Here is a 21,211-nt window from a genome sequence, read left to right as displayed (position 1 = left end):
GTCTTCCTGTTATTCCTTCAGCTGCATGCGTTCGTTAAAATACGTCTTGCAGCCGAGTTGGGTAAATAAAATAACGCTGAGAGCGACAGCTCCGGTAATGCCCAGAAGAATAGCGATCTGATAGCCGATCGCTGTCACAGGGTTAACCCCGGAAATAATCGATAGGAAAATAAAAAAGCACTCATGAACATTTCCATGAGCGCTTGGGCAGAATGCCTGCTCAGGCGAAATCGAGAATATACACAAGACCGGTGTAGGCACTCAGCACAAACATACAGCCGAGAATGAAAACGCTGAACGGCGAGCGTCCGCGATGAAAGCTCTGCACCATAAGGTATAGAAACCCAAAGGATAACAGCACGCTTAAAATGGTGATGGGATGCAGCTGCAGCTGAAAGGAAGCGCTGTCCGGTATGGAGGCAGGGTAGAGCACATGAAACAAAAAGGCCGGATTTTCATAATTCAGACTGCCGCCTGGCTCCTGTTCGGTCATAAAAGCGGTAATGACAAAGATAAGTACGGCGGTCAGGCTTTCTGCCCGAAGCCACTGCCGCGGGTTGTAATCCGTGACCTGCTGCAGGCGCCTGCGGATGAATATTCCGTTAAAAAGTGCAAACGTAAGGATAACAATATAAAACAAATGCTTCCATATGAGAGCTTCTCCGTATGGAAGAGCCCATGAACCGATAAATGGGTCTGTCAGCAGCTGCCCCATAATTATGCCGGTAAAGGCGATAATAATGACACACATGACGGCGATCAGAGTGAACCACTCCAGAAAAGAAGCCCATTGCTTATAGGAAACACCAAACCAGCTGACCATCAACAGCGTGCCGATCCAAAGACTCACGGCAAGCAGATGGAAAAAATGAAGAGTTCCGCCGATGAGCGGAATCGCATTGGCAGCGTGGCCGGATGCTCCCAGAGCACCAATCTTTCCCATGACAAGAACGAGGCCGACGACGGCGGCAGCGCGCGGCATGCCGGTGGAATGAAAGAAAAGAATAAATATCCCGAGCAGAAAAAAGCTCAGCACAAACAGCACTACCCAGCTCTGGCCTACTTCGTACTGGAACAATATGCGCTCAAGGGCGCCGAAAAAAGGCATGTCCCTGCCCGAAGCTATCGTGCGTGTGAGCTGAGCGATGGGCACGAAGGAAACGACGGGCAGGAGGGCTGCGGTGGCTGCAGGAACGAAAAACGGGATGGAAAGAGCCGGCCGGTGCGTTGCCGGGATAAGCTGAAGCAAAAGCGTACCGGCGAGTACAGCGAAAAACAAATACTGCAGAGCGTTACCTGCTGCAAGAATCATGTCCGGCGTTTAAGGCGGAACAGGAACAGGGCCACAATGGCGACGACGAGACCCAGGCCGATCACTCCAATGGTTATGCCGAACCCGGAGCCGGCTTCTTCTTCATTAATGGCGCTTTCGGTTTCACCGTCGGCGTTTTCCTCCGCTCCTTCCGCATTGTTTTCAGAAGAGGAGTTGTCGTTGGAGGTCGCTGCTTCTTCTTCGGCTGCTTCTTCTACAGTAAAGGAAGAGCTGTCCTCCATAATATGGCCGTCTTCACTGACAATATCAAAAGAGGCTTCGTATTCTCCAGCCTCAAGCGGCTCTTCCATTGTCACATTCAATTGGTCTTCAGGCTCGATGGAAACATCAGCGGTTTCCACGTCATTTCCTTCTGCATCTTTGACCGTAACCCCGTTGTAGTCTTCAATAGGACCGTCAAAATAAAACATGATGTCTTCGGGTGCTTCCACTGTGGCTCCGTCTTCAGGATCGGAGCCTTCGAGGTGTGTATGTGCTTCAGCCACTGCGGGCGAAAGCAGAAAGCCGGCGGCTAAGCAGGCGATTAAACGGCGCATAGGTTTTTCCTCCTTTTATATGAACGAGAACGTAATTATAGACGTCTTCTTCCTTTATACCAAAGAATACGTTCGAAAAGGAGGAAAGGATGTGAATAATTTACGAAAATCGTTTTTCAGGAAGGAAAAAGGCAGAGAGGATTCATTCTCTCTGCCTGATCAAATCAGGAGGATGCGAGGAGCTGGAGAAACCCTTCAGCGGTTTCTGCTTTTAACAGCCTTTGAATTAATTTCGGCTGTTCAATCACTCGCCCGAGCAGCTCGTACATTTCCTGAAGGTCTTCGGTGCTGTCTTTTTTTACATTCAACAGGCACACCAGTTGAACAGGCCGTTCCCCCCAGCGAACAGGTTTATCGAGCGTACAAAAGGCTAAAAAGGTCTCCTCTGTCTTAGGCGTGACCGGATGGGGGATGGCGACAAGGTTGCCAAAGGCAGTCGAAGCCACATTCTCCCGTTCAAGGACAGAATCGAGAAAACCATCATCAATTAAGTGCCGGGCAGACAGCTCCCGTTCGAAAAACGTGAGTATCTGCCGAGTAGTGGAAAAAGGCTGGTGTAAAAAAACGAGAGACTCCCGTAAATACGTACGAACAGCAGGCTCTCTGGAAATAAAGCCCTCGATGGTGCGAAGGTCAGTTTCGCTTAGAATCGTATTTACCTGAAGCACCGGGACAGGCAGGTCATCGTAAATCGGGACCGAGCTGATAATGACGTCGATATGATCAAAATTCATCTCCCGCAGACGGTAATATTCTGTTGTTCCCTGAATGTGAAGCCGTCTTCCGAATTTGGCCTGGAGCCGGTAGTAGAGCAGCTGGGCGCTTCCGCGGCCGGAGGCGCAGACAATCAGGCATCGGGCAGGCGTCGTTTCCATTTTACTGCGTTCAAGCGCGGCACCGATATGAAGAGCCAGGTAGCCTATTTCATTTTCATCAATACGGATATCGTAATGCTCTTCAAGAGCGATGCCGGCGACGACCCCGGCTTCAAAGGCGAGCGGATAGTTGGCTTTAATATCGGCAAGCATAGGATTGCGAACGTTCATATTGTACCGGAACCGGCTGATGGCCGGCTGCAGATGAAGAGCAAGGGCAACGATAAGCTCCTGATCGTTTTGAAGCTTCAGATGCAGCTCCTTGTCGATATGAGCGAGCAAAAAAGTGACCATATCGTACGTATCGGTATCGAGAGAGTTCCTTACCGTTTCAACGGTGCCATCTTCGTTGTCGAACAGTCGGGTGCCAAGCAGATGAAGCGTAATATAGGCAATTTCTTCCTGCGGAAACGACACCTGCCAGGTCTTATTGATTTCTTCAACGATATTTTTGGCTACCTGGTATTCACGCTTTTGTATCAGTTCATCAAATTCTGCGTGATACATTGATACGTAGTACTCGTCCTGAATGCGCTGATAGGCAATCAGAATATGGTTAAATAAATTGTGCAGGGCAATATCGGATAAAGAAATATGCTGAATTTTAATCTGCCTTAAAATAGTGTTCCAGATGCTTTTTCTTTCCTGTTCGGAAAGGTGAAGAAAAGGCAGCGACTGATCGTGGCGCGGCTGCTCATTCTGCCGGTCGAAAATATATTCAGCGATGCAAAAACGCATCTGCATCTCGCTCCCCTGGAGATGGAGGCCGTCATTGGCGGTCCGTTCAAGAGCAATATTATACTCCTTTAAAATCTCCCTTACCTTTTTCAGATCGTTCTGTACTGTGGAGCGGCTTACAAACATCTCATTGGCAAGTTCATCCAGCTTGATGAAGGAACTGGCAAGAAGCAGCCGCTGGATCAGATACGAAACCCGTTCTTCGGGCAGGCTGGGAAGAGCCTGGGAATCAGGGGCTGCCGGCTGCAGATACTCCTTCACATATGCCCGGAACTTATCATTGTCGATGATTTTCAGCTGGTATCCCTTTCCTTTAATAGCTTCAATTTCTGCCCCGTGCGACTGAAGCGTTGTCTGAAGTCCTTTGATGTCCTCCCGGATGGTCCGGCTCGACACCTGGCGCAAGGACGCCAGATAGCTTCCGGTCACCGGGACGCCGCTCGCAACTAATTCTCTTAAAATGCTGTTGCTCCGTGTAGTCATATCTCTTCCCCCCTTAAAGGTGAACACGTATGTAAGCGCTGTAGAAAAAATGCATAGTCTACAGTGCGTAATTAGGGATACTATAAAAGTAGCACAAAAGAAGCAGGAAAGAAGTGCAAATCATTTCCGCTTCCTAACGGAAGAACATTCTCTATCTATGAAAGCGCTATTTTATTATATTGAATATATCAACCGCACATCATTTTATTTTAATTGGAGGAATATCAATGAATATTTTATTAGCATGCTCCGCCGGAATGTCGACAAGTCTTCTTGTTTCAAAAATGAAAGAAGCAGCCGATGAACAGGGTGTCCAGGCGGAAATATGGGCAGCAGCCCAGGATAAAGCACCGGAAGAAATCAAAAAGGCTGATGTACTTTTGATCGGCCCGCAGATGCGCTTTATGAAGAAAAAATTTGGCAAGGTAGCCGACGAGCAGGGAATTCCGCTTGATATTATTGATTCCGTTGCTTACGGACGTGTAGACGGAAAAGCGGTACTTGATCACGCCATGAAGCTGTTAAACGAGCAAAAATAGGGGGGAGACACATGAATCGATTTATGGAGGTATTGGAAAATATTCTAATGCCGATTGCAGAAAAACTAAATAACAACCGTCATCTGACGGCTTTGCGCGACGGGTTTTTGATTGCCCTGCCGTTAATCATTTTTGGTTCCATCTTTGTTGTTATCGCCAATTTTCCTTTTCTGGACCAGCTGATTGGCGAAGACGCCTATGCAGCCTATCAGGCAGCGCTTGGTCCGGCTTCAGCATCAACGCTCAGTATTATGGGGCTTTTTGTTATCGTCGGTATAGGGTATAAATTAACTGCCTCGTACGGCGTGGAAGCACTCTACGGCGGGATGGTCGCCCTGGCGGGTTTCATCATTTTAACCCCGCAGACCTTCGAGGACGTGGAAGGAGTTATTCCAACGGCCACTCTCGGGGCCGAGGGCATGTTCGTCGGTATACTGACCGCGTTTCTCGCGGCCGAGCTGTACCGCTACTTCGTACAGAAAAACCTGACAATTAAAATGCCGGCCGGGGTTCCGGACGCGGTCTCGAGATCCTTCAGTGCGCTGATCCCTATCGCCCTGACCTTATCGGTATTTCTCGCTATCCGTATTTTGTTCAGCCTTACCCCGTTTGAATCTGCCCAGAACTTTATTTATACCGTTTTACAGGAGCCATTAACAGCGCTTGGCAGCGGGCTTCCGGCTACGATCATAGCTGTTCTTATGATTCAGATATTCTGGTTTTTCGGCCTGCACGGGCAGATTCTGGTTAACTCCGTGTTCGACCCGATCTGGTACGCGCTGAACGACCAGAACTTTCAGGCGTTCCAGGCAGGAGAAGCGCTTCCGAATGTTGTCACCAAACAATTTATTGATACATTTATTGTAGGGATGGGCGGCTCCGGTATGACGCTTGCGATTGTGCTCTGGCTGTTCATGCTCGCACGCAGCAAACAGGCGAAGCAGCTCGGCAAGGTTGGCGGTCCCCCGGGATTCTTTAACGTCAACGAACCGATTATTTTCGGCCTGCCGATCATCATGAATCCATTGGTATTGATTCCGTGGCTGGTGGCTCCGGTCGTGATTGCAGTCATAACGTATGTAACGATGTCGATCGGTCTGGTGCCAAAGCCGGCAGGAATCATCGTTCCGTGGACCACCCCGATTTTCTTAAGCGGATTTCTGGCTACCGGGAACGCCTGGCAGGGAGCTGTCCTGCAGCTGTTTAACCTGGCCGTGGTGTTTATCATCTGGTTCCCGTTCCTGCGGATTCTGGACCGTCAGTATGTCCGGAATGAAGTAGAAGGAGAAAAAGAAACGACAAATGCAGACAACAAGCAAAAAAGCGGTTAAATCAGAATAGGAGTGGAGAATATGGAAGCGTTAACAGAAACCGCGTTTCAGATTATATTATACGCTGGTAACGGCAAGGCAAACGCCATGGAAGCGATCCAGGAAGCGAAGGCCGGAAATTTCGACCGCGCCGAAGAGCTGATCAAGGAAGCAGGAGAAGAGCTCGGGAAAGCACATTCCTACCAGACCAACCTGCTCACGAAAGAAGCAAGCGGCGAGGATTTTTCCGTTAATGTCATGCTTATTCATTCGCAGGATCATTTGATGACCTCTATGACGGTCAGAGACCTGGCTGAAGAGATCGTGGAAGTGTACCGCACCCGGTAAGCATAAAGAGGGACCCGGCCGAAAGAAAAAAACAGGCCGGGGCCCTGCTTGTTGTAAAACATATACAGGCACAACCATTTTAGGAGGTACCATCTATGGCAGAGAAGTTCACGTTTCCAAAAGGATTCTGGTGGGGGGCGGCCACATCCGCCACTCAGATTGAAGGCGCCGCGAATGAAGGCGGCAAAGGGAAAAATATTTGGGATCAATGGTTTGAAGAAGAGCCGAATCGTTTTTTTAACGGAGTCGGTCCTGGCACCACATCCGATTTTTATCACCAGTACAAAGAAGACATTGCCCGGATGAAGGACATTAATTTTAATTCCTTTCGCTTGTCGATCTCCTGGTCCCGGCTGATCCCGGACGGCTCTGGGGAAGTGAACCAGGAAGCTGTTGATTTTTATAACAATGTTATCAACGAAATGATTGAACAGGGCGTGGAGCCATTTGTCTGTTTATATCATTTCGATATGCCGATGGCGATGCAGGAGATTGGCGGCTGGGAGAACAGGGAGACAGCGGAATGCTTTGGCCGTTATGCCGGCATCTGCTTTGATCTGTTCGGCGACCGGGTGAAAAAATGGTTTACGCACAACGAACCGATTGTTCCGGTGGAGGGCGGCTACATGTACGACTTTCATTATCCTAACGTCGTCGACATGAAGCGGGCGGCCCAGGTGGGCTATCATACCCTCCTGTCCCACGTGTTCGCGGTGAAAGCCTTTCGTGAAAAGGACCGGGCCGGCGGGGAAATTGGCATTATTTTGAACCTGACCCCTTCTTATCCAAGAAGCAGCCATCCGGCAGATCTGAAGGCTTCCCGGATTGCTGATTTATTTTTTAACCGGAGCTTTCTCGATCCAACGGTGCTCGGGGAGTATCCTCAAGAGCTGATTGACCTGCTCGGGGAGCACGGCATGCTTCCGGACACAGAAGGCGGGGATAAAGAGCTGATCAAAGAAGGAAAAGTCGACCTGCTGGGTGTGAACTACTATCAGCCGCGCCGGGTCAAAGCGAAGGAAAACCTTCCGAATCCAAGCGCTCCAATACTGCCCGAGTGGTTTTTCGATCATTACGAAATGCCCGGCCGGAAGATGAATCCGTACCGCGGATGGGAAATTTATCCGAAGGGTGTCTACGACATTATGATCAATCTCCGGGATAACTACGGCAATATCCCGTCGTTCATTTCTGAAAACGGCATGGGGGTTCAGGACGAAGCCAGATTTATGGAAGACGGCATGATTCAGGATGATTACCGCATTGAGTTCATTCAGGACCATCTCGAATGGCTGCACCGGGCCATCGAAGAAGGCGCGAACGCCAAAGGATACCATCTCTGGTCATTTATCGATAACTGGTCCTGGGCGAACGCCTACAAAAATCGCTACGGCTATTTTTCCGTCAATATCGATACGCAGGAACGCACGCCGAAAAAGAGTGCGTACTGGATCACTGATGTTAGCAAAAATAACGGATTTGAAAAATAGCATTGCGGGCCGTCTGTCTATCTGCAGACGGCCTGGTCTGTATAAATACACGCAGAAAAAGGAGTGAGACGATGAAGAAAGGCATTAAGATTGTAACGATCGGCGGGGGCTCGAGCTATACGCCGGAGCTCGTGGAGGGCTTTATTAAAAGACATCACGAACTGCCGGTGAAGGAGCTGTGGCTCGTAGATATTCCGGAAGGAAAAGAAAAGCTGGAGATCGTGGGAAAGCTCGCCCAGCGTATGGCAGCCGAAGCAGGTGTCGATATGACCGTGCATCTTTCCTACAGCCGGGAGGAAGCACTGCCGGGAGCGGATTTTGTCACCACTCAGTTTCGGGTTGGTATGCTTGAAGCGCGGGCGAAGGACGAGCGGATTCCGCTCTCCTACGGCGTGATCGGTCAGGAGACGAATGGACCGGGCGGGCTGTTTAAAGGACTGCGGACCATTCCGGTTATTATTGACATTGTGCATGACATCGAGCGGCTGTGTCCGGACGCGTGGCTTGTAAACTTTACAAACCCGGCCGGCATGGTGACAGAAGCGGTGCTGCGCTATACGAATCATGAACGCATTGTCGGTCTCTGCAACGTGCCGGTGGGAATGCAGATGGGTGTGGCCGAAGCGCTTGGAGTAGAGGGCAGCCGTGTCCGTATTGATTTTGCCGGACTGAACCATATGGTGTACGGGCTGAACATTTATCTCGACGGTGAAGATGTAAAACAGCAGGCGCTTGAAGCGGTGGCAGATCCGGCGAATGCCTCCACGATGAAAAATATCGCAGCGCTCGGATGGGAGCCGGATTTCATACGGGCTCTGAAGGTGCTTCCCTGCCCGTATCACCGGTATTACTATAAAACAGAAGAAATGCTGGCCGAGGAACAGGCGGCAGCCCAGGAAACCGGCACCCGTGCGGAGGTCGTACAGGGGGTGGAGGAGGAGCTTTTTGCCCTCTACGGCGATGAAACACTCCGGTCGAAGCCGGAGCAGCTGGAGCAGCGCGGCGGGGCTTATTACAGCGAAGCGGCCTGCAGCCTGATCAACTCGATATACAATGACACCCGGGACATCCAGCCGGTTAATACGAGAAACCGCGGTGCCATTGCAGGGATCCCGGCGGAGTCGGCGGTGGAAATCAGCTCCGTTATCACAAAGGACGGTCCGAGGCCCGTGGCTGTCGGAGAGCTTCCGGTGGCAGTCCAGGGACTCGTGCAGCAGATCAAGTCGTTTGAACGGGTAACTGCTGAAGCAGCGGTGACGGGAAACTACGGGACGGCTCTTCTGGCGATGACTATTAATCCTCTCGTTCCGTCTGACACAAAAGCAAAACAGATGCTCGATGACATGCTCGAAGCCCATCGGGAGCATCTGCCGCAGTTTTTCCAGACAGAAAAGGCTTAAAACAAAGAAGGTCTCCTAAATCAGGAGGCCTTTTTGTTAGAAAAATTTTGCCAAATTTTAAAATAAACCACAAAAAGAACAAATGTTCGTGTATACTAAAGCGAAAGGGGGCGTTACGGATGAAAGAAAACAAATTAACCCCGGGGTCGAATATGCGATGGGAATCCAGCCGGATGATTCTGCCGGAGCACCGGGAAATGTGGCTGCGTCACCAAAAAGAGGACCGGATGAAATTCAGGCCCCTCTGGGACGAGCAGCAGCTTGAGGAGTTTTCCCACCGCCTTCACGAAGCTGCGGCGGCTGGAGTGGAAGTAACGCTTCATGTGTTTGATCCTTATGCAGAAATAAAGATGACCGGAAAAATTCTGCATCTGGACGAGCTGAACAAAACAATTAAAATAGAAGCAGGCGGGGACGTCCGGCATATCGGTGTGCAGGACATTATGGACCTGGAGACGTAAAAGCATGTTTTTAAAATATACCTGAGGGAAAGAAAGGCAAGAAAAGAACCCAAAAGGGAGCGAATGAAATGAAGGACAAAAAATTCAGCAGAATTTCCTTAACGTCTTCCCTGGGAGGTGTCGGGCTGATTGCTGTATCTATCATTGTGTCTGCCGTATTTTCTCTTCCCGACAGCAGTCCCTTTGTGCCATTATTTGGGTCGCTGCTGACGATCGGCATTCTGCTGCTTGCGCTCAGTGCATTCATGAGCATGATTGCTTTTTCGCGCAGTGAGCCGGGATGGATGAAGCTGAGCGGTTGGATTATTATGGCGGTGCTTCTGCTCTGGTTTATGGTCAGCCCGGCACTTACCGGTGTAGTGTAAATCTTCAAAAAACGCTGGTTGCGCGCAATACTGGTTCATGGTGTAATGTAGAAAACGATGCAGAGGACGGATGTTTAATGAGTACACCAGATTTTCGGGCCCGCTCGCCGTGGGCATCATTAACAGATGTAGACAAAGTACACGTTTCCCCAGTTTCGCCGGGATCGATTCAGACCTCTTTGACGGTGCCTGGAAGCAAAAGCTTTACGAATCGGGCCCTGATTATGGCAGCACTGGCGGAAGGCACCTCCACCCTTTCAGGCATTTTAAAAAGCGATGACTCGTACTGGTGCCTTGGCGCTCTGCGTGCGCTCGGCGTGAAGTCCGAAGTGGAGGGCGATACGGTGACGATCCACGGATGCGGGGGCCGGTGGCCGGAGGAGGACGCAGAGCTTTACATAGGAGCAGCCGGTACTACGGCCCGTTTCCTTCCGGGGCCGCTTGCAGCAGCCGGTAGCGGAGTTTACAGGGTGGAAGCGAGCAAACGAATGAGTGAACGTCCGGTGGAGCCGTTAATGGAAGCCCTGGAAACGCTCGGAGCCGATGTTCATTACATAGATAAAAAAGGGTTTTATCCGCTTGAAGTTCATGCGGGCGGGCTCCCCGGTAAAGAAGTGACCATTTCCGGCAAATTATCGAGCCAGTTTATCAGCGGCCTGCTGCTGACGGGTGCCTATACAGAGGAAGGCCTGCGTATCCGGATTCCGGATTACATCGTGCAGCACGCCTATGTACACATTACGCTCGATTTAATGAATCAGTTCGGGGTGCCGGTTACGTACAACGAGGATTTAACTGACATGCAGGTGCCGGCAAAGAGCTTTCAGGGCCGTAGCATGGCGCTTGAAGCAGATGCGTCGACAGCCAGTTATTTTATGGCACTGGCGGCACTCACGGCCGGAACGGTCCGTATTAATAATTTAACAATGGACACCAATCAGCCGGATATAGGAATGGTGAATGTGTTCGAAAAAATGGGCTGCCGCGTGGAAAAGGGTGACACCTACATTGAAGTCACAGGTCCGGAACAGCTTTCGGGCGGATTTGAGCTCAGCATGAAGGAAATGTCCGATCAGACGCTGACCGTTGCTGCTTTGGCTCCGTTTGCCGATGCCCCGATTACGGTCCGGGAAGTGGAGCATATTCGTCATCACGAATCAGACCGCATTCACGCAGCGTGCACAGAGCTTCAGAAAATGGGCATCCGGGTGGATGAATACTCGGACGGTCTGAAAATATACCCGGGGACGCCGGTTGGCGTGTCACTTCATTCCTACGATGATCACCGGGTGGCTATGGCCCTTTCGCTGATTGGAGCGAAGGTGCCCGGAATCTATATTGAAGATCCGGGATGCGTGTCGAAAACGTGTCCGACCTTCTATGATTTGTTTGAAGCAGCCGGTGTACCGGTGAAATTTTCATAAAAAAAGAAGCCCTCTCCATTTTTTAGGAGGGGGCTTTTAGCGCAGAAATTATGATGCGGCAAGCTTTCGGCAGGCTCCACCTGCTTCTTGTATCATTATTTATAAGGATGCTGCTGGTAAAAGAAATTCGGCGTGTGCATGATATTGCGGTAGGAGCTGTGAAAGATATGAGTAGCGGCCGGCGATACCGGCGGGATCAGCCACGTCCAGTCACCGGTTACTTCCCGGCCTGCTTTTTGCTCCTGCTGCTCAAACCGTCTGAACTGCGAGGCGGCCGTGTGATGATCCACCATGCTGACGCCTGCTTTTTTATACGAATGCAGCACGGCGCGGTTCATCTCGACAAGCGCCCGGTCCTTCCATAAACTTCCCGCGTACGTCCGGTCGATGCCAAGCACGTCTGCAGCCTGCGGGAGCATATTGTAGCGGTCCTCGTCTGCGAGATTCCGGGCGCCAATTTCCGTTTCCATGTACCAGCCGTTAAACGGAGCGGCCGTATACGTGATGCCGCCGATTTCCATTTTCATATCCGAAACAATCGGCACGGCGTACCATTTTAAACCGAGCGTGGAAAAAGCATCGCTATCCGGATGGTTAATCGGAACTTCTAGTACTTCTTCGGTTTTCAACGGAAACCACTGGGGAGCACCTTCGTTTACCTGAACGACCAGGGGAAGAAGGTCAAAGGATGTTTTTTCGCCCTTCCATCCCAGTGATTCACAGTACTTTGTGAAAGCAACAGACTGTGGGTCGCCAATGATTTCCCCGTCCCGCTCGTAGCCGGCGTAGCGGATCAGCTGGTAGTTCCATATGCGCATCCGCTCCTTCCCGTTTTTGACCGAAGGAAATACAGAGATCGTGGGAATAATTTTGCCGTCGTTTTCTGCGTAGCGGATATGGTGGCGGAGCGCTTCGACTGCCTGCTCTTCGGTACGCACGTCCCGGCAGTCGATAACCTGCAGGCTTTTCCAGAAAAAACGCCCGATACAGCGGTTGCTGTTGCGCCAGGAGACCTTCGCTCCGAATGACAATTCTTCAAACATATGCTCATAGTGCCCGGAAGCTTCAATCTCCTGCTCTACGTTTTCCCAGCGTTCCTCAAAAACGGCCAGTGGCTGGCCTGTTTCCCGGTAATACTGCTCTAAAAATGCATATGCATCCTGTTTTAATGCTTCTACATTGGTCATGATTTGTCTGCACCTCAGTTTTTGCTTTTTTTTCAGTATAAAGGTATTATCTTCCGTTATCGAAAAATTACTCTTAAAAAAGCTATTTCCCGGGAAATAAACAACTGTGGCAATGACAGATAAATGTACGAGTTGACAGGTTCTGCAAGGAAGCGAATACTGGAAACGAAAGATAAAGGGAAGTGAGTGATAGCAATGAAGGCAGTAATTACTACAGAAACCGGCGGACCGGAGGTACTGCAGATTCAGGATCGTGAGGCTCCGAAGCCGGAGATGGACGAGGTGCTGATCAGGGTAAAAGCAGCAGCCGTGAACCGGACCGACATTTTAAACCGGGAGGGCAAGGCCGGATACATCGAAAACCCGGTGCTCGGCATTGAAGTGGCTGGCGTGGTGGAAGAAGCAGGCACTGAGAACCCGTTTTCGCCGGGCGACCGGGTAATGGGGCTCGTGAATGGCGGCGGCTACGCAGAATATGCTGTTATGCGGGCCGACCGGGTGATGAGGATACCGGAGGCGTTCACGTATGCCGAAGCAGCGGCCGTTCCGGAGGTATTCTTAACGGCCTACCAGACGCTCTATTGGATCGGGCACCTGAATCAGCATGAATCTGTCCTGGTTCATGCCGGGGGAAGCGGTGTAGGCACAGCGGCCATTCAGCTGGCCAGCAAGCTTTCGTCAGCCCGTGTCCTTACCACCGCCGGATCAGCAGAAAAGCTGGCATTCACCCAAAAGCTCGGTGCAGATGTCTGCATTAACTATAAAGAACAGAATTTTGAGGAAGAGGTGCTTGCGGCTACCGATGATAAAGGCGTAAATGTGATTTTGGATTTTGTCGGGGCCTCCTACTGGGAACAGAACCTGAAAAGCATTCAGACTGACGGCCGATGGGTGTTGATTGGCGTGCTTGGCGGGGCGAACGTACCGAACGTGAACCTGATGAAGCTGTTAATGAAGCGCGTGCAGCTGACCGGGACGCTTCTTACGCCGCGGAGCGACGAATATAAAGCCGAGCTGAGCAGGGATTTTGTGAAGCATGCGATGTCGCACCTTGAGGACGGCTCCATTCGTCCTATCGTAGACACGGTGTTTTCATTTGAAAAAATCGCGGATGCGCACCGGCATATGCAGGACAATAAAAACATCGGAAAAATCATATTGGAATGGTAGAAAAAAAGAGCCTGGGTTCAGGCTCTTTTTTATGGCTCTTTATTTCCATTGGAGCTCTGCCCCGCCGGTCCTTGTCACGTTCCGCCGCGAAGCCAGGTCTTCGACAAGCTGCAGCAGCGCGTAGTCCTTCTGCTTTGCTTCAATCATCCCGTCAATAGGCTCGCCGATCTGTTTTAAGGCCTGCAGAAACGGAAGATTAAACTCCGGATCCACGTAATCGGCATGGCTGCGGAAGGCCTCGGGTGATTTCGGCGAGGAAAGATGGATTTTCGGCCGGCTGTCGGTATGGGCCCATGTATTAATAAACCGGGGCAGCAGCTCCTCCAGACGTTCATCATCGGAATGGTTGGCCTCGAAGTGATGATAATCAAACATCATTGGAATGTTTTCCCGTTCACAGACAGCGAGCACGTCGCCTGCTGTGTACGTCTTATCATCATTTTCGAGCGTCATCCGTGCCTTAATTTTTTCGGGCAGCTGCTGAAGGTTTTCGTGAAACCGTGCCACAGCCGCTTTTTTATCGCCGTAGGCTCCCCCGACGTGCAGGTTGATCCACGCCCTCTGTTCAAGGCCCATCGCTTCAAGTATATGGTAGTGGTACTCCATGTCCTGCACGGCATTGGTGGTGACATTAGGCTTGTCGCTTGTAAATAGCGTGAACTGGTTCGGGTGAAAGCTCGGGCGGATATTGTGCTCCCGCACAAGTCTGCCGATTTCCTTGTATAAATCCGTAAAAGGCGTTATGTAATCCCAGGCGGCCTCGTCATGAGTGGCAAGAGGCGCAAGCGAGGAAGAAAACCGGTACAACGGAATGTCGTGGGCGATATTGTAATGAAGCATGCGGATCGTATGCTCCAGATTTAAACGGGTGACCTCCCGCAGCTTATTCTCGCGGCTTTCGGGATCCATCTTCTGCCAGCGCGTCAGTGTCATTGTTTTTCCCGGAGAAGCGTTCCAGAGAGCGAGAGCCTGAGATACGTATCCGAGTCGTAAAGTCATCATACATAATGCCTCCAATTTCAGATCTTTGTTACACATACCCAAAAATCAGCGGCCGTAGTCTTCAAAGAAAGGAACATGAAAAATAAATCGTGAATTAATTGAACGAATATTATAAAATAGTTTAAACGATAATAATAAAAACGTTCAATTTAGGGAGGTGTAAACATGAATAACCTGGTGAAATTAGAGGGCGTGTCAAAATATTTTGGGAAGCACACAGCGCTTGAGCATGTGGATTTGACGATCCAAAACGGAGAAACGGTAGGATTTTTAGGTCCGAACGGTTCAGGAAAGTCCACCACGATCCGGGTAATGCTCGGTCTGCTGAAAAAAAGCGGCGGTGAAGTGGAGCTGTTTGGCAAAGATGCGTGGACCGGGGCCGTAGACATTCATAAACGGGTGGCTTACGTACCGGGTGATGTGAACGTCTGGCCGAATTTAACCGGCGGTCAGGTGATTGATGTGCTAGGTAAGCTGCACGGTAAATTTAATGAGGAGAAACGCCAGCAGCTGATTGAACGCTTTCAGCTCGACCCGCGGAAAAAAAGCAAAACGTATTCGAAGGGAAACCGGCAGAAGCTCGCGCTCATCACGGCGTTCGCCTCGGAAGCGGACCTGTATATTTTTGACGAACCGACCTCGGGCCTGGACCCGTTAATGGCCTCCATCTTCCGGGAATGCGTACGGGAGCTTAAGCACGAAGGAAAGGCCGTACTGCTTTCGAGCCACATACTCGCAGAGGTGGAGGAGCTGTGTGACCGGGTCAGCATTATTAAAGAAGGAAAAATTATTGAGTCCGGTACGCTTGAGGAGCTGCGGCATTTAACGCGTATTTCCATTACGGCAGAAACGGAGGAGACGGTGGCCTCTTTAGCGGAACGAACCGATGTCCACCAGTGGAAGGCAGACGGTTCAAAGGTGCACTTTTATGTGGACGCGGAAGGGCTGGCGCCGGTCATGCAGGAGCTCTCAGCAGCAGGTGTGGTTTCATTGGAGTCAAGGCCGCCGACGCTTGAAGAGATTTTTCTTCGTCATTATGAATCGAAGGCAGGGGAAGCGGGATGAACATGTCAGTGTTCACAGGAACAGGCAGGCTGTTTCGGCTAATGCTCCGGAAAGAAAGAGTACGGCTGCCTATTTGGATCGTGTCAATTTCGGTGCTGTTTCTGCTCAGTATTCTCAGCTTTCCGGAAACGTATCCGACGCAGGAAGACCGGCAGGGCCGGGCACTTCTTCTGGAAAGTCCGGCACTCCGGGCGATGGCCGGTCCAGGCTATGGGCTTGAGAATTATACGTTCGGCGCGATGATTACAAATGAGATGTTTTTATACGTGGGGATCGCGGCTGCGTTTATGAGCATCTTTATGATTGTCCGCAATACAAGAGCAGAAGAGGAAAGCGGACTTTCAGAGCTTGTGAAAGCAGGGGTCATTGGCAGGGTCAGTATGTCCACAGCCGCTTTTTTACTGATGGTGCTCGCGAATCTTTTCATCGCCGTCATTATTATCGCAGGCATGCCTTATACGATAGAGGGACTCAGCTGGGAAGGCGCCTCAGCCTTCGGACTCGGGGTTGCCGGTGTCGGAATCATGTTTGGGACCATCAGCCTGTTGATGGCTCAGGTGAGTGAAAGTGCCGGAGCAGCGTCCGGCATCAGCTCTGCGCTGCTTGGCCTGGCATTTTTGTTCCGGGCTGTCGGCGATGTGGCTTCTGTAGATGCGTGGCGGTGGCTGTCTCCGATTGGGTGGGGGCAGGCGATGCGCGCCTTCGTGGACGAGCGCTGGTGGCCGCTCGGCTTGTTTGGCGCGGGTATTATACTACTCGCAGTGGCGGCCATTTATGTAGACTATCGCCGGGACGACGGGGCCGGCGTGCTGCGGGTACAGGGTGGAAAAGCCCGGGCCGGGGGCGGTCTGACCCGCCTGCTTGGGCTGCAGAGCTTCTTATTTCGCTGGGTTTTTCTGAGCTGGGCAGCCGGAGCGGCTCTTTACGGAGTGGCAATGGGGGCCGTAAGTGAAGAAGCTGCTGACTTTTTTGCGGATAACCCAATTGGGGAAGATTTTCTTGTGCAGGCCGAGGGAGCGACGCTTGCAGAATCACTATTTGCCACCTATATGGCCTTTCTTGCCATGCTTGCAGCGGGCTATGCCCTGCAGGTGATGACCAAAATGGTTCGGGAGGAAAAGAGCGGCCGGGGAGAAATTCTGCTGGTTCAGTCTGTGCCGCGTCCGCGGTGGATGCTTGATTATCTCCTGATTTCCTGCGTGGGCAGCCTTATGCTGCTTGTGATCAGCGGCATAGGCGCCGGGGCGCTTTACGGCTACTACACGGACAGTGCAGATGGGGCATGGAAGGTGTTTTTCGCTGCCATCGCCCAGACACCGGCTGTCTGGGTGTTTATTGGACTGGCGGCTTTGCTGATGGGCCTGTGGCCTAAGGCGCTGTCACTCGTCTGGCTTGTGTATACAGCGTTTAACCTGATCGGCCTTATTGGACCGCTGCTGCAGCTGCCGGAATGGGTAAGCGATCTTTCACCATACGCGCAGATTCCGGACGTGCCTGCAGAGGAGTGGACAGCCTGGTCGACCGTCATTCTTCTGGCAGTATTCGCTGTTTTTACAGTCGTCGGAATGTATACGATTAGAAAAAGAGACTTGATCATTTAAAGAAAGGAAAGAAATGGGGAAATAAGCGGTGGCATACAATAAAAAACGACGAACAACGAGAAAAAAGAAGGACCTGGTCGAAACCGCGCACCGTCTGTTTCTGCAGGAGGGGATTAAAGCGGTCACCATCGGGCAGCTGTGCGTGGAAGCCAGTGCAAGCAAGGCCACATTTTATAAATACTTTACAGACAAAGAAGGCATTTTAAGCGAAATGCTCGACGGCGTGATGCAGGAATCCAAAGACAAGATGGAAGAGCTGATCGAGCAAAGCAGAAAGCATGGAATGACTGAAGAGATGCTTTTGAAGATATTTGATATGAAGGAATACGAATCGTTTTTTCAATCGAGCTTTCTCACGGAATTAATGCAGGATTATCCGCATGTACTGGCCGATTACAGCAGCCGGGGCGAGAAAATAGTGATGCCGGCGTTCCGGGAGCTGGTGGAGCTGGCAAAAGAGCAGGGCATTCTCCGGGAAAATATAAATATTGATTTTTTCATGTCATATGCGATCTCGCTCCGGCAGATGGTCGCCTATCGGATTCAGCAGGGGGAGGATGTGCCGGGGAGTATAACGCTTGAAGAATACCAGACACATTTTTATGATTTGTTTTTGTACGGTATCGTTAAAAGATAAGCAGAAGAGCTGCCGGCCGTCGGCGGCTTTTTTATGGCTGGTGGAATTCCCACTGGCGGGAGCATTACTTTTTCTGCTACAGTAAAAGTTAAAATAACCAATCATGTTAGAAAAGATTGGAGATGTATCACAAGGAGGCGGAAACGGTGAACATAGGAGAAACGCTGCAGCGCCCGGTCTGGAAGGATGCAAGACTGCTTGCGGGAAAAGACGGAGAGATCCGGGAGATCCGGCAGGTGAATATGATGGATGCGCCGGATATTGTTGATTATCTGCAGGAGGACGACCTGCTGGTGACGACCGGGTACCATTACAAGGACCGCCCTGAGGAATTAAGCGTGCTCATCGAGCGGATGGACGCCGTGGGGTGCGCCGGCATTGGGCTTAAAATCGAACGTTTTCTGCAGAAGCTGCCGGAGAGCGTCATCGAAAAGGCGGACGAGCTGCAGTTTCCTATTATTGCCCTGCCGGAGGATATCGGTCTTGGAGCGATGGTCAATGATATGCTCAATGACATGCTTTCGGTGCGGACAAGAGAGCTGCGCGAAGCGTTAAACATCCACCAGCGGCTGACCGATCATGTTATGCACGGTAAAGGCCTCACAGCGTTGCTTGAGGAAGTATGCGACTACATTGGCTTTCCGGTTCTGCTGCTGGATGCATATGACCGTCCGATCTATGCAGGCGAAGGAATGGAAACAGCACAGACGGTGCTTGAAACGCACCGTCGGGCGAAACGGGATCTGTTTTTAGCCGGCAGTACCTACAGCAGCTTCTGCGTGTGGGAAACAGCGCAGACGTACACACTGTTTCCGGTACGGACACACGAAACACGCAGCGGCTGTCTGGTGATTGGCGGCGAAATTCCGATTTATGACAACGGGCTTGTGCTTATCATTGACCAGGCTGTGAACGTAATCGGATTCGAACGGATGAAACAGAGCGCCATCGCTCAGTATGAACGAAGAGCCCGCGATGAATTTTTTCAAAATTTCATCAATGAAGGCTATTCATCCGATGAAGAAGCACGAAACCGGGCAGAAGAGATGGGGCTGCCAAACAGCCGAAATTACGGCTGCGCAGTAGGCATGCTTGACCCCGAGCCAAGGCTTCCGGTCACCTATACCCAGCAGCAGCGGGAAATGGACCACATGTATGAATACATTGAAGGTGAATTGGACAAATGGCGCACGCCGGCCTGGTTTTTCAAAAAAGAGCGGCAGTGTATTATTTTATGGGAGGTGGAACAGCTGCAGGCAGAGGCAGATGAAGCTTCGGTGGAGGCACTGCGGCAGCTGCAGGAAGGGATTCAGCTGTTTTTTGGCCGCTCGATATCCTTTGGCATTGGAAACACGGCGCGGTCGTTTCTTGATACCCCGGCTTCCTATAAAGAGGCGGAAAACACCTTGTACAACAGCCAGCTTACCGGCGAACGCGGGTTTATACGCTCCTATTATACAAAGGACATCGCCCAGCTTCTCCGGCTGCTGCCCACCGAAGAGCTGGCCTCGTTCAGCCACTCGGTGCTGCAGGAGCTGACAGAGGGGAGCCAGGAGGAACAGGGGCTTGTACAGACCTTATCTGTCTATCTCGAGTCGCACTGTCACGTGGCTGATACGGCAAAACGGCTTTACATTCACCGTAATACGGTGCTCTACCGCCTGGAAAAATGCGAGGAGCGCTTAGGGGTTTCATTGAAAAATCCTGAAACGACGATGCGGCTGCGCCTGGCGCTGCGGGTGCAGAATGTTCTCTCCTCGGAGTGATGTAAGATAATCTGCACAGAGCCCTTCATTTTTCTAACGATTATAGACAGAATGCCTAAAATATTTTGGAAATTTTATATAAAACATCTAATGAATCATGTCCGGGCCTCCTATAAGATGGATAGTAAGGTAATAATAAAAGGAGGAACACCTAATCATGGCTAACGGAACCAACGGGCTTCGGACTTTTTCATTGGGACTTCAGCACGTGCTTGCAATGTACGCCGGAGCGATACTCGTTCCGCTTATTGTAGGCCGCGCCCTGGAGCTTTCAGCAGAACAGCTGGCATACTTAGTGGCAATTGACCTGCTTTCCTGCGGTGTAGCAACTCTGCTGCAGCTGTGGAGGGGAAAACATATCGGCATCGGGCTGCCCGTCATGCTCGGCGTATCATTTGTAGCAGTGACACCGATGATCAGCATTGGCACCAACTACGGCGTGACAGCTATTTACGGATCGATTCTTGTGGCCGGGCTGTTTGTCGTTATCTTCGCCAGATTTTTTGGAAAATTACAAAAGCTGTTCCCGCCGATTGTGCGCGGCACAGTTGTAACGATTATCGGACTTTCGCTTATTCCTACCGGCATCAGAAACATGGCCGGCGGAGAAGGAAGCGAAAACTTTGGCTCCCTTTTCAACCTGCTTTTATCAGTTGGGGTACTTGCAGTGATCATTCTTTTATTCCGGATGTTTACCGGGTTTATGCGGTCGCTCGCTGTCCTGATCGGTATTGCCGGCGGAACGATAGCTGCAGCCGTAATGGGCCGGGTCTCCTTTGGAGAAGTGATGGAAGCCTCATGGTTTCATTTTCCTCAGCCGCTGTACTTCGGCATGCCGACATTTGAAATTGGGCCGATTATCACGATGATCATTGTGTGCAGCGTGATCGTCGTTGAAACGACCGGTGCTTACTACGCAGTCGCCCGCATTACGGATCGTGAGCTGAACGAGGACGATCTGGTCCGGGGCTACCGTTCCGAAGGGCTCGCAGTCATTATCGGCGGCTTATTCAACGCTTTTCCCTACAGTACGTTTGCACAGAATGTAGGTCTGCTCGAGCTTTCAAAAGTAAAAACGAGAAACGTTATTTTCTCGGCGGCAATGACCCTGATCGTTCTGGGGCTGATTCCAAAGGTTGCTGCCCTGGTTGTCATCATTCCAACACCGGTGCTTGGCGGGGCCACTGTCGTCATGTTTGGAATGGTTGTCGTTGCAGGTCTGCAGATGCTCCGCGACGTCGATTTTAATGAACAGTCGAACCAGCTGGTGGTTGCGTGCTCCGTGTCGCTTGCACTCGGTGCCACAGTAGTGCCGGAGCTGTTTTCAAGCCTTCCGGAAGGGCTCGCCATCATCTTCGGGGACGGCATTATTACTGGTAGTTTAGCCGCAATTTTTATTAATCTCCTATTTAACACACAGTGGAAGGGGGAACATGTATATAATGAAGAAAAACAAAGCAAAGCCTGAAGGAGGAGTAGTG

The 21,211-nt window shown here is 51.1% G+C and carries 20 protein-coding genes; 14 read left to right on the top strand and 6 right to left on the bottom strand.

Translation table 11 applies throughout. The features are described from left to right. Nucleotides 1-9: 9 nt before the first annotated feature. The 4 genes from SIC45_RS16530 to SIC45_RS14740 form a co-directional block, all read right to left on the bottom strand. The gene (locus SIC45_RS16530) at nucleotides 10-261 is read right to left on the bottom strand and encodes an ABC transporter permease (RefSeq protein ID WP_413645863.1); all 252 of its coding nucleotides are present in this window, start codon (nucleotides 259-261) and stop codon (nucleotides 10-12) included. Continuing rightward, a complete protein-coding gene (locus SIC45_RS14750) occupies nucleotides 221-1,312 on the bottom strand; it encodes a copper resistance D family protein (RefSeq protein WP_319632739.1) in 1,092 nt (363 codons plus the stop codon). The genes SIC45_RS16530 and SIC45_RS14750 overlap by 41 nt, the downstream gene beginning before the upstream one ends. Next, nucleotides 1,309-1,869, bottom strand: a complete 561-nt coding sequence (locus SIC45_RS14745; protein WP_298786532.1) for a copper resistance protein CopC — start codon at nucleotides 1,867-1,869, stop codon at nucleotides 1,309-1,311. Before SIC45_RS14745 ends, SIC45_RS14750 begins: the two co-directional genes overlap by 4 nt. A 164-nt stretch (nucleotides 1,870-2,033) precedes the next feature. Then, on the bottom strand, nucleotides 2,034-3,965 hold the full coding sequence (locus SIC45_RS14740) for a BglG family transcription antiterminator (RefSeq protein ID WP_319632738.1): 1,932 nt from the start codon (nucleotides 3,963-3,965) through the stop codon (nucleotides 2,034-2,036). Between the two features lie 227 nt (nucleotides 3,966-4,192). Here SIC45_RS14740 and SIC45_RS14735 point away from each other — a divergent pair, with 227 nt between their 5' ends. From SIC45_RS14735 to aroA, 8 genes are all read left to right on the top strand, one after another. Continuing rightward, nucleotides 4,193-4,504 carry a PTS sugar transporter subunit IIB gene (locus SIC45_RS14735; protein WP_022794169.1) on the top strand — a complete coding sequence of 104 codons (312 nt, stop codon included), beginning with the start codon at nucleotides 4,193-4,195 and terminating at the stop codon, nucleotides 4,502-4,504. Between the two features lie 11 nt (nucleotides 4,505-4,515). Then, the gene (gene celB, locus SIC45_RS14730) at nucleotides 4,516-5,835 is read left to right on the top strand and encodes a PTS cellobiose transporter subunit IIC (RefSeq protein WP_319632737.1); all 1,320 of its coding nucleotides are present in this window, start codon (nucleotides 4,516-4,518) and stop codon (nucleotides 5,833-5,835) included. A 21-nt stretch (nucleotides 5,836-5,856) separates the two neighbouring features. Then, the gene (locus SIC45_RS14725) at nucleotides 5,857-6,162 is read left to right on the top strand and encodes a PTS lactose/cellobiose transporter subunit IIA (RefSeq protein WP_079474600.1); all 306 of its coding nucleotides are present in this window, start codon (nucleotides 5,857-5,859) and stop codon (nucleotides 6,160-6,162) included. 95 nt (nucleotides 6,163-6,257) lie between these two features. Then, nucleotides 6,258-7,652 (top strand): glycoside hydrolase family 1 protein, encoded by a 1,395-nt coding sequence (locus SIC45_RS14720; protein ID WP_319632736.1) that lies wholly within the window; start codon nucleotides 6,258-6,260, stop codon nucleotides 7,650-7,652. 71 nt (nucleotides 7,653-7,723) lie between these two features. After that, nucleotides 7,724-9,052 (top strand): 6-phospho-beta-glucosidase, encoded by a 1,329-nt coding sequence (locus SIC45_RS14715; protein WP_319632735.1) that lies wholly within the window; start codon nucleotides 7,724-7,726, stop codon nucleotides 9,050-9,052. A 119-nt stretch (nucleotides 9,053-9,171) separates the two neighbouring features. Then, entirely contained in the window at nucleotides 9,172-9,513 is a 342-nt protein-coding gene (locus tag SIC45_RS14710; protein ID WP_022794174.1) for a YolD-like family protein, read from the top strand. A 68-nt stretch (nucleotides 9,514-9,581) separates the two neighbouring features. Further along, nucleotides 9,582-9,878, top strand: a complete 297-nt coding sequence (locus tag SIC45_RS14705; protein ID WP_319632734.1) for a hypothetical protein — start codon at nucleotides 9,582-9,584, stop codon at nucleotides 9,876-9,878. Between the two features lie 77 nt (nucleotides 9,879-9,955). Then, nucleotides 9,956-11,302 carry a 3-phosphoshikimate 1-carboxyvinyltransferase gene (gene aroA, locus SIC45_RS14700; protein WP_319632733.1) on the top strand — a complete coding sequence of 449 codons (1,347 nt, stop codon included), beginning with the start codon at nucleotides 9,956-9,958 and terminating at the stop codon, nucleotides 11,300-11,302. A 95-nt stretch (nucleotides 11,303-11,397) separates the two neighbouring features. Here aroA and SIC45_RS14695 read toward each other — a convergent pair whose 3' ends face one another. Then, nucleotides 11,398-12,489 (bottom strand): nitric oxide synthase oxygenase, encoded by a 1,092-nt coding sequence (locus tag SIC45_RS14695; RefSeq protein WP_319632732.1) that lies wholly within the window; start codon nucleotides 12,487-12,489, stop codon nucleotides 11,398-11,400. 195 nt (nucleotides 12,490-12,684) lie between these two features. On the opposite strand from SIC45_RS14695, the gene SIC45_RS14690 reads away from it, so the two are divergent. After that, nucleotides 12,685-13,659 (top strand): NAD(P)H-quinone oxidoreductase, encoded by a 975-nt coding sequence (locus tag SIC45_RS14690; protein ID WP_319632731.1) that lies wholly within the window; start codon nucleotides 12,685-12,687, stop codon nucleotides 13,657-13,659. Nucleotides 13,660-13,698: 39 nt separating this feature from the next. Here the strand turns inward: SIC45_RS14690 and uvsE are convergent, their stop codons facing one another. Beyond that, nucleotides 13,699-14,658 (bottom strand): UV DNA damage repair endonuclease UvsE, encoded by a 960-nt coding sequence (gene uvsE / locus SIC45_RS14685; protein ID WP_319632980.1) that lies wholly within the window; start codon nucleotides 14,656-14,658, stop codon nucleotides 13,699-13,701. A gap of 168 nt (nucleotides 14,659-14,826) precedes the next feature. On the opposite strand from uvsE, the gene SIC45_RS14680 reads away from it, so the two are divergent. From SIC45_RS14680 to SIC45_RS14660, 5 genes are all read left to right on the top strand, one after another. Then, complete coding sequence (locus SIC45_RS14680) at nucleotides 14,827-15,726, top strand: ABC transporter ATP-binding protein (RefSeq protein ID WP_319632730.1); 900 nt, start codon at nucleotides 14,827-14,829, stop codon at nucleotides 15,724-15,726. Beyond that, nucleotides 15,723-17,327: a hypothetical protein gene (locus SIC45_RS14675; protein WP_319632729.1), complete on the top strand. Its 1,605-nt coding sequence runs from the start codon at nucleotides 15,723-15,725 to the stop codon at nucleotides 17,325-17,327. The genes SIC45_RS14680 and SIC45_RS14675 overlap by 4 nt, the downstream gene beginning before the upstream one ends. 28 nt (nucleotides 17,328-17,355) lie before the next feature. Beyond that, entirely contained in the window at nucleotides 17,356-17,964 is a 609-nt protein-coding gene (locus SIC45_RS14670; RefSeq protein ID WP_319632728.1) for a TetR/AcrR family transcriptional regulator, read from the top strand. Nucleotides 17,965-18,110: 146 nt separating this feature from the next. Then, nucleotides 18,111-19,730, top strand: a complete 1,620-nt coding sequence (locus SIC45_RS14665) for a PucR family transcriptional regulator (RefSeq protein WP_319632727.1) — start codon at nucleotides 18,111-18,113, stop codon at nucleotides 19,728-19,730. A 157-nt stretch (nucleotides 19,731-19,887) separates the two neighbouring features. Further along, nucleotides 19,888-21,198 carry a nucleobase:cation symporter-2 family protein gene (locus tag SIC45_RS14660; RefSeq protein WP_298786489.1) on the top strand — a complete coding sequence of 437 codons (1,311 nt, stop codon included), beginning with the start codon at nucleotides 19,888-19,890 and terminating at the stop codon, nucleotides 21,196-21,198. Nucleotides 21,199-21,211 lie beyond the last annotated feature (13 nt).

Origin of the sequence: Marinococcus sp. PL1-022 (assembly GCF_033845285.1) — a bacterium.
Taxonomy (GTDB): Bacteria; Bacillota; Bacilli; order Bacillales; family Marinococcaceae; genus Marinococcus.
The sequence above is the reverse complement of the archived record's forward strand: the minus strand, read 5'-3'. Positions and strand labels throughout refer to the sequence as shown.

What these genes read in the sequence shown, in the direction of transcription:
- SIC45_RS14750 (WP_319632739.1), bottom strand. Translation starts at nt 1,312, where the DNA reads ATGATTCTTGCAGCAGGTAACGCTCTGCAGTATTTGTTTTTCGCTGTA.
- SIC45_RS14745 (WP_298786532.1), bottom strand. Translation starts at nt 1,869, where the DNA reads ATGCGCCGTTTAATCGCCTGCTTAGCCGCCGGCTTTCTGCTTTCGCCC.
- SIC45_RS14740 (WP_319632738.1), bottom strand. Translation starts at nt 3,965, where the DNA reads ATGACTACACGGAGCAACAGCATTTTAAGAGAATTAGTTGCGAGCGGC.
- SIC45_RS14735 (WP_022794169.1), top strand. Translation starts at nt 4,193, where the DNA reads ATGAATATTTTATTAGCATGCTCCGCCGGAATGTCGACAAGTCTTCTT.
- celB (WP_319632737.1), top strand. Translation starts at nt 4,516, where the DNA reads ATGAATCGATTTATGGAGGTATTGGAAAATATTCTAATGCCGATTGCA.
- SIC45_RS14725 (WP_079474600.1), top strand. Translation starts at nt 5,857, where the DNA reads ATGGAAGCGTTAACAGAAACCGCGTTTCAGATTATATTATACGCTGGT.
- SIC45_RS14720 (WP_319632736.1), top strand. Translation starts at nt 6,258, where the DNA reads ATGGCAGAGAAGTTCACGTTTCCAAAAGGATTCTGGTGGGGGGCGGCC.
- SIC45_RS14715 (WP_319632735.1), top strand. Translation starts at nt 7,724, where the DNA reads ATGAAGAAAGGCATTAAGATTGTAACGATCGGCGGGGGCTCGAGCTAT.
- SIC45_RS14710 (WP_022794174.1), top strand. Translation starts at nt 9,172, where the DNA reads ATGAAAGAAAACAAATTAACCCCGGGGTCGAATATGCGATGGGAATCC.
- SIC45_RS14705 (WP_319632734.1), top strand. Translation starts at nt 9,582, where the DNA reads ATGAAGGACAAAAAATTCAGCAGAATTTCCTTAACGTCTTCCCTGGGA.
- aroA (WP_319632733.1), top strand. Translation starts at nt 9,956, where the DNA reads ATGAGTACACCAGATTTTCGGGCCCGCTCGCCGTGGGCATCATTAACA.
- SIC45_RS14695 (WP_319632732.1), bottom strand. Translation starts at nt 12,489, where the DNA reads ATGACCAATGTAGAAGCATTAAAACAGGATGCATATGCATTTTTAGAG.
- SIC45_RS14690 (WP_319632731.1), top strand. Translation starts at nt 12,685, where the DNA reads ATGAAGGCAGTAATTACTACAGAAACCGGCGGACCGGAGGTACTGCAG.
- uvsE (WP_319632980.1), bottom strand. Translation starts at nt 14,658, where the DNA reads ATGACTTTACGACTCGGATACGTATCTCAGGCTCTCGCTCTCTGGAAC.
- SIC45_RS14680 (WP_319632730.1), top strand. Translation starts at nt 14,827, where the DNA reads ATGAATAACCTGGTGAAATTAGAGGGCGTGTCAAAATATTTTGGGAAG.
- SIC45_RS14675 (WP_319632729.1), top strand. Translation starts at nt 15,723, where the DNA reads ATGAACATGTCAGTGTTCACAGGAACAGGCAGGCTGTTTCGGCTAATG.
- SIC45_RS14660 (WP_298786489.1), top strand. Translation starts at nt 19,888, where the DNA reads ATGGCTAACGGAACCAACGGGCTTCGGACTTTTTCATTGGGACTTCAG.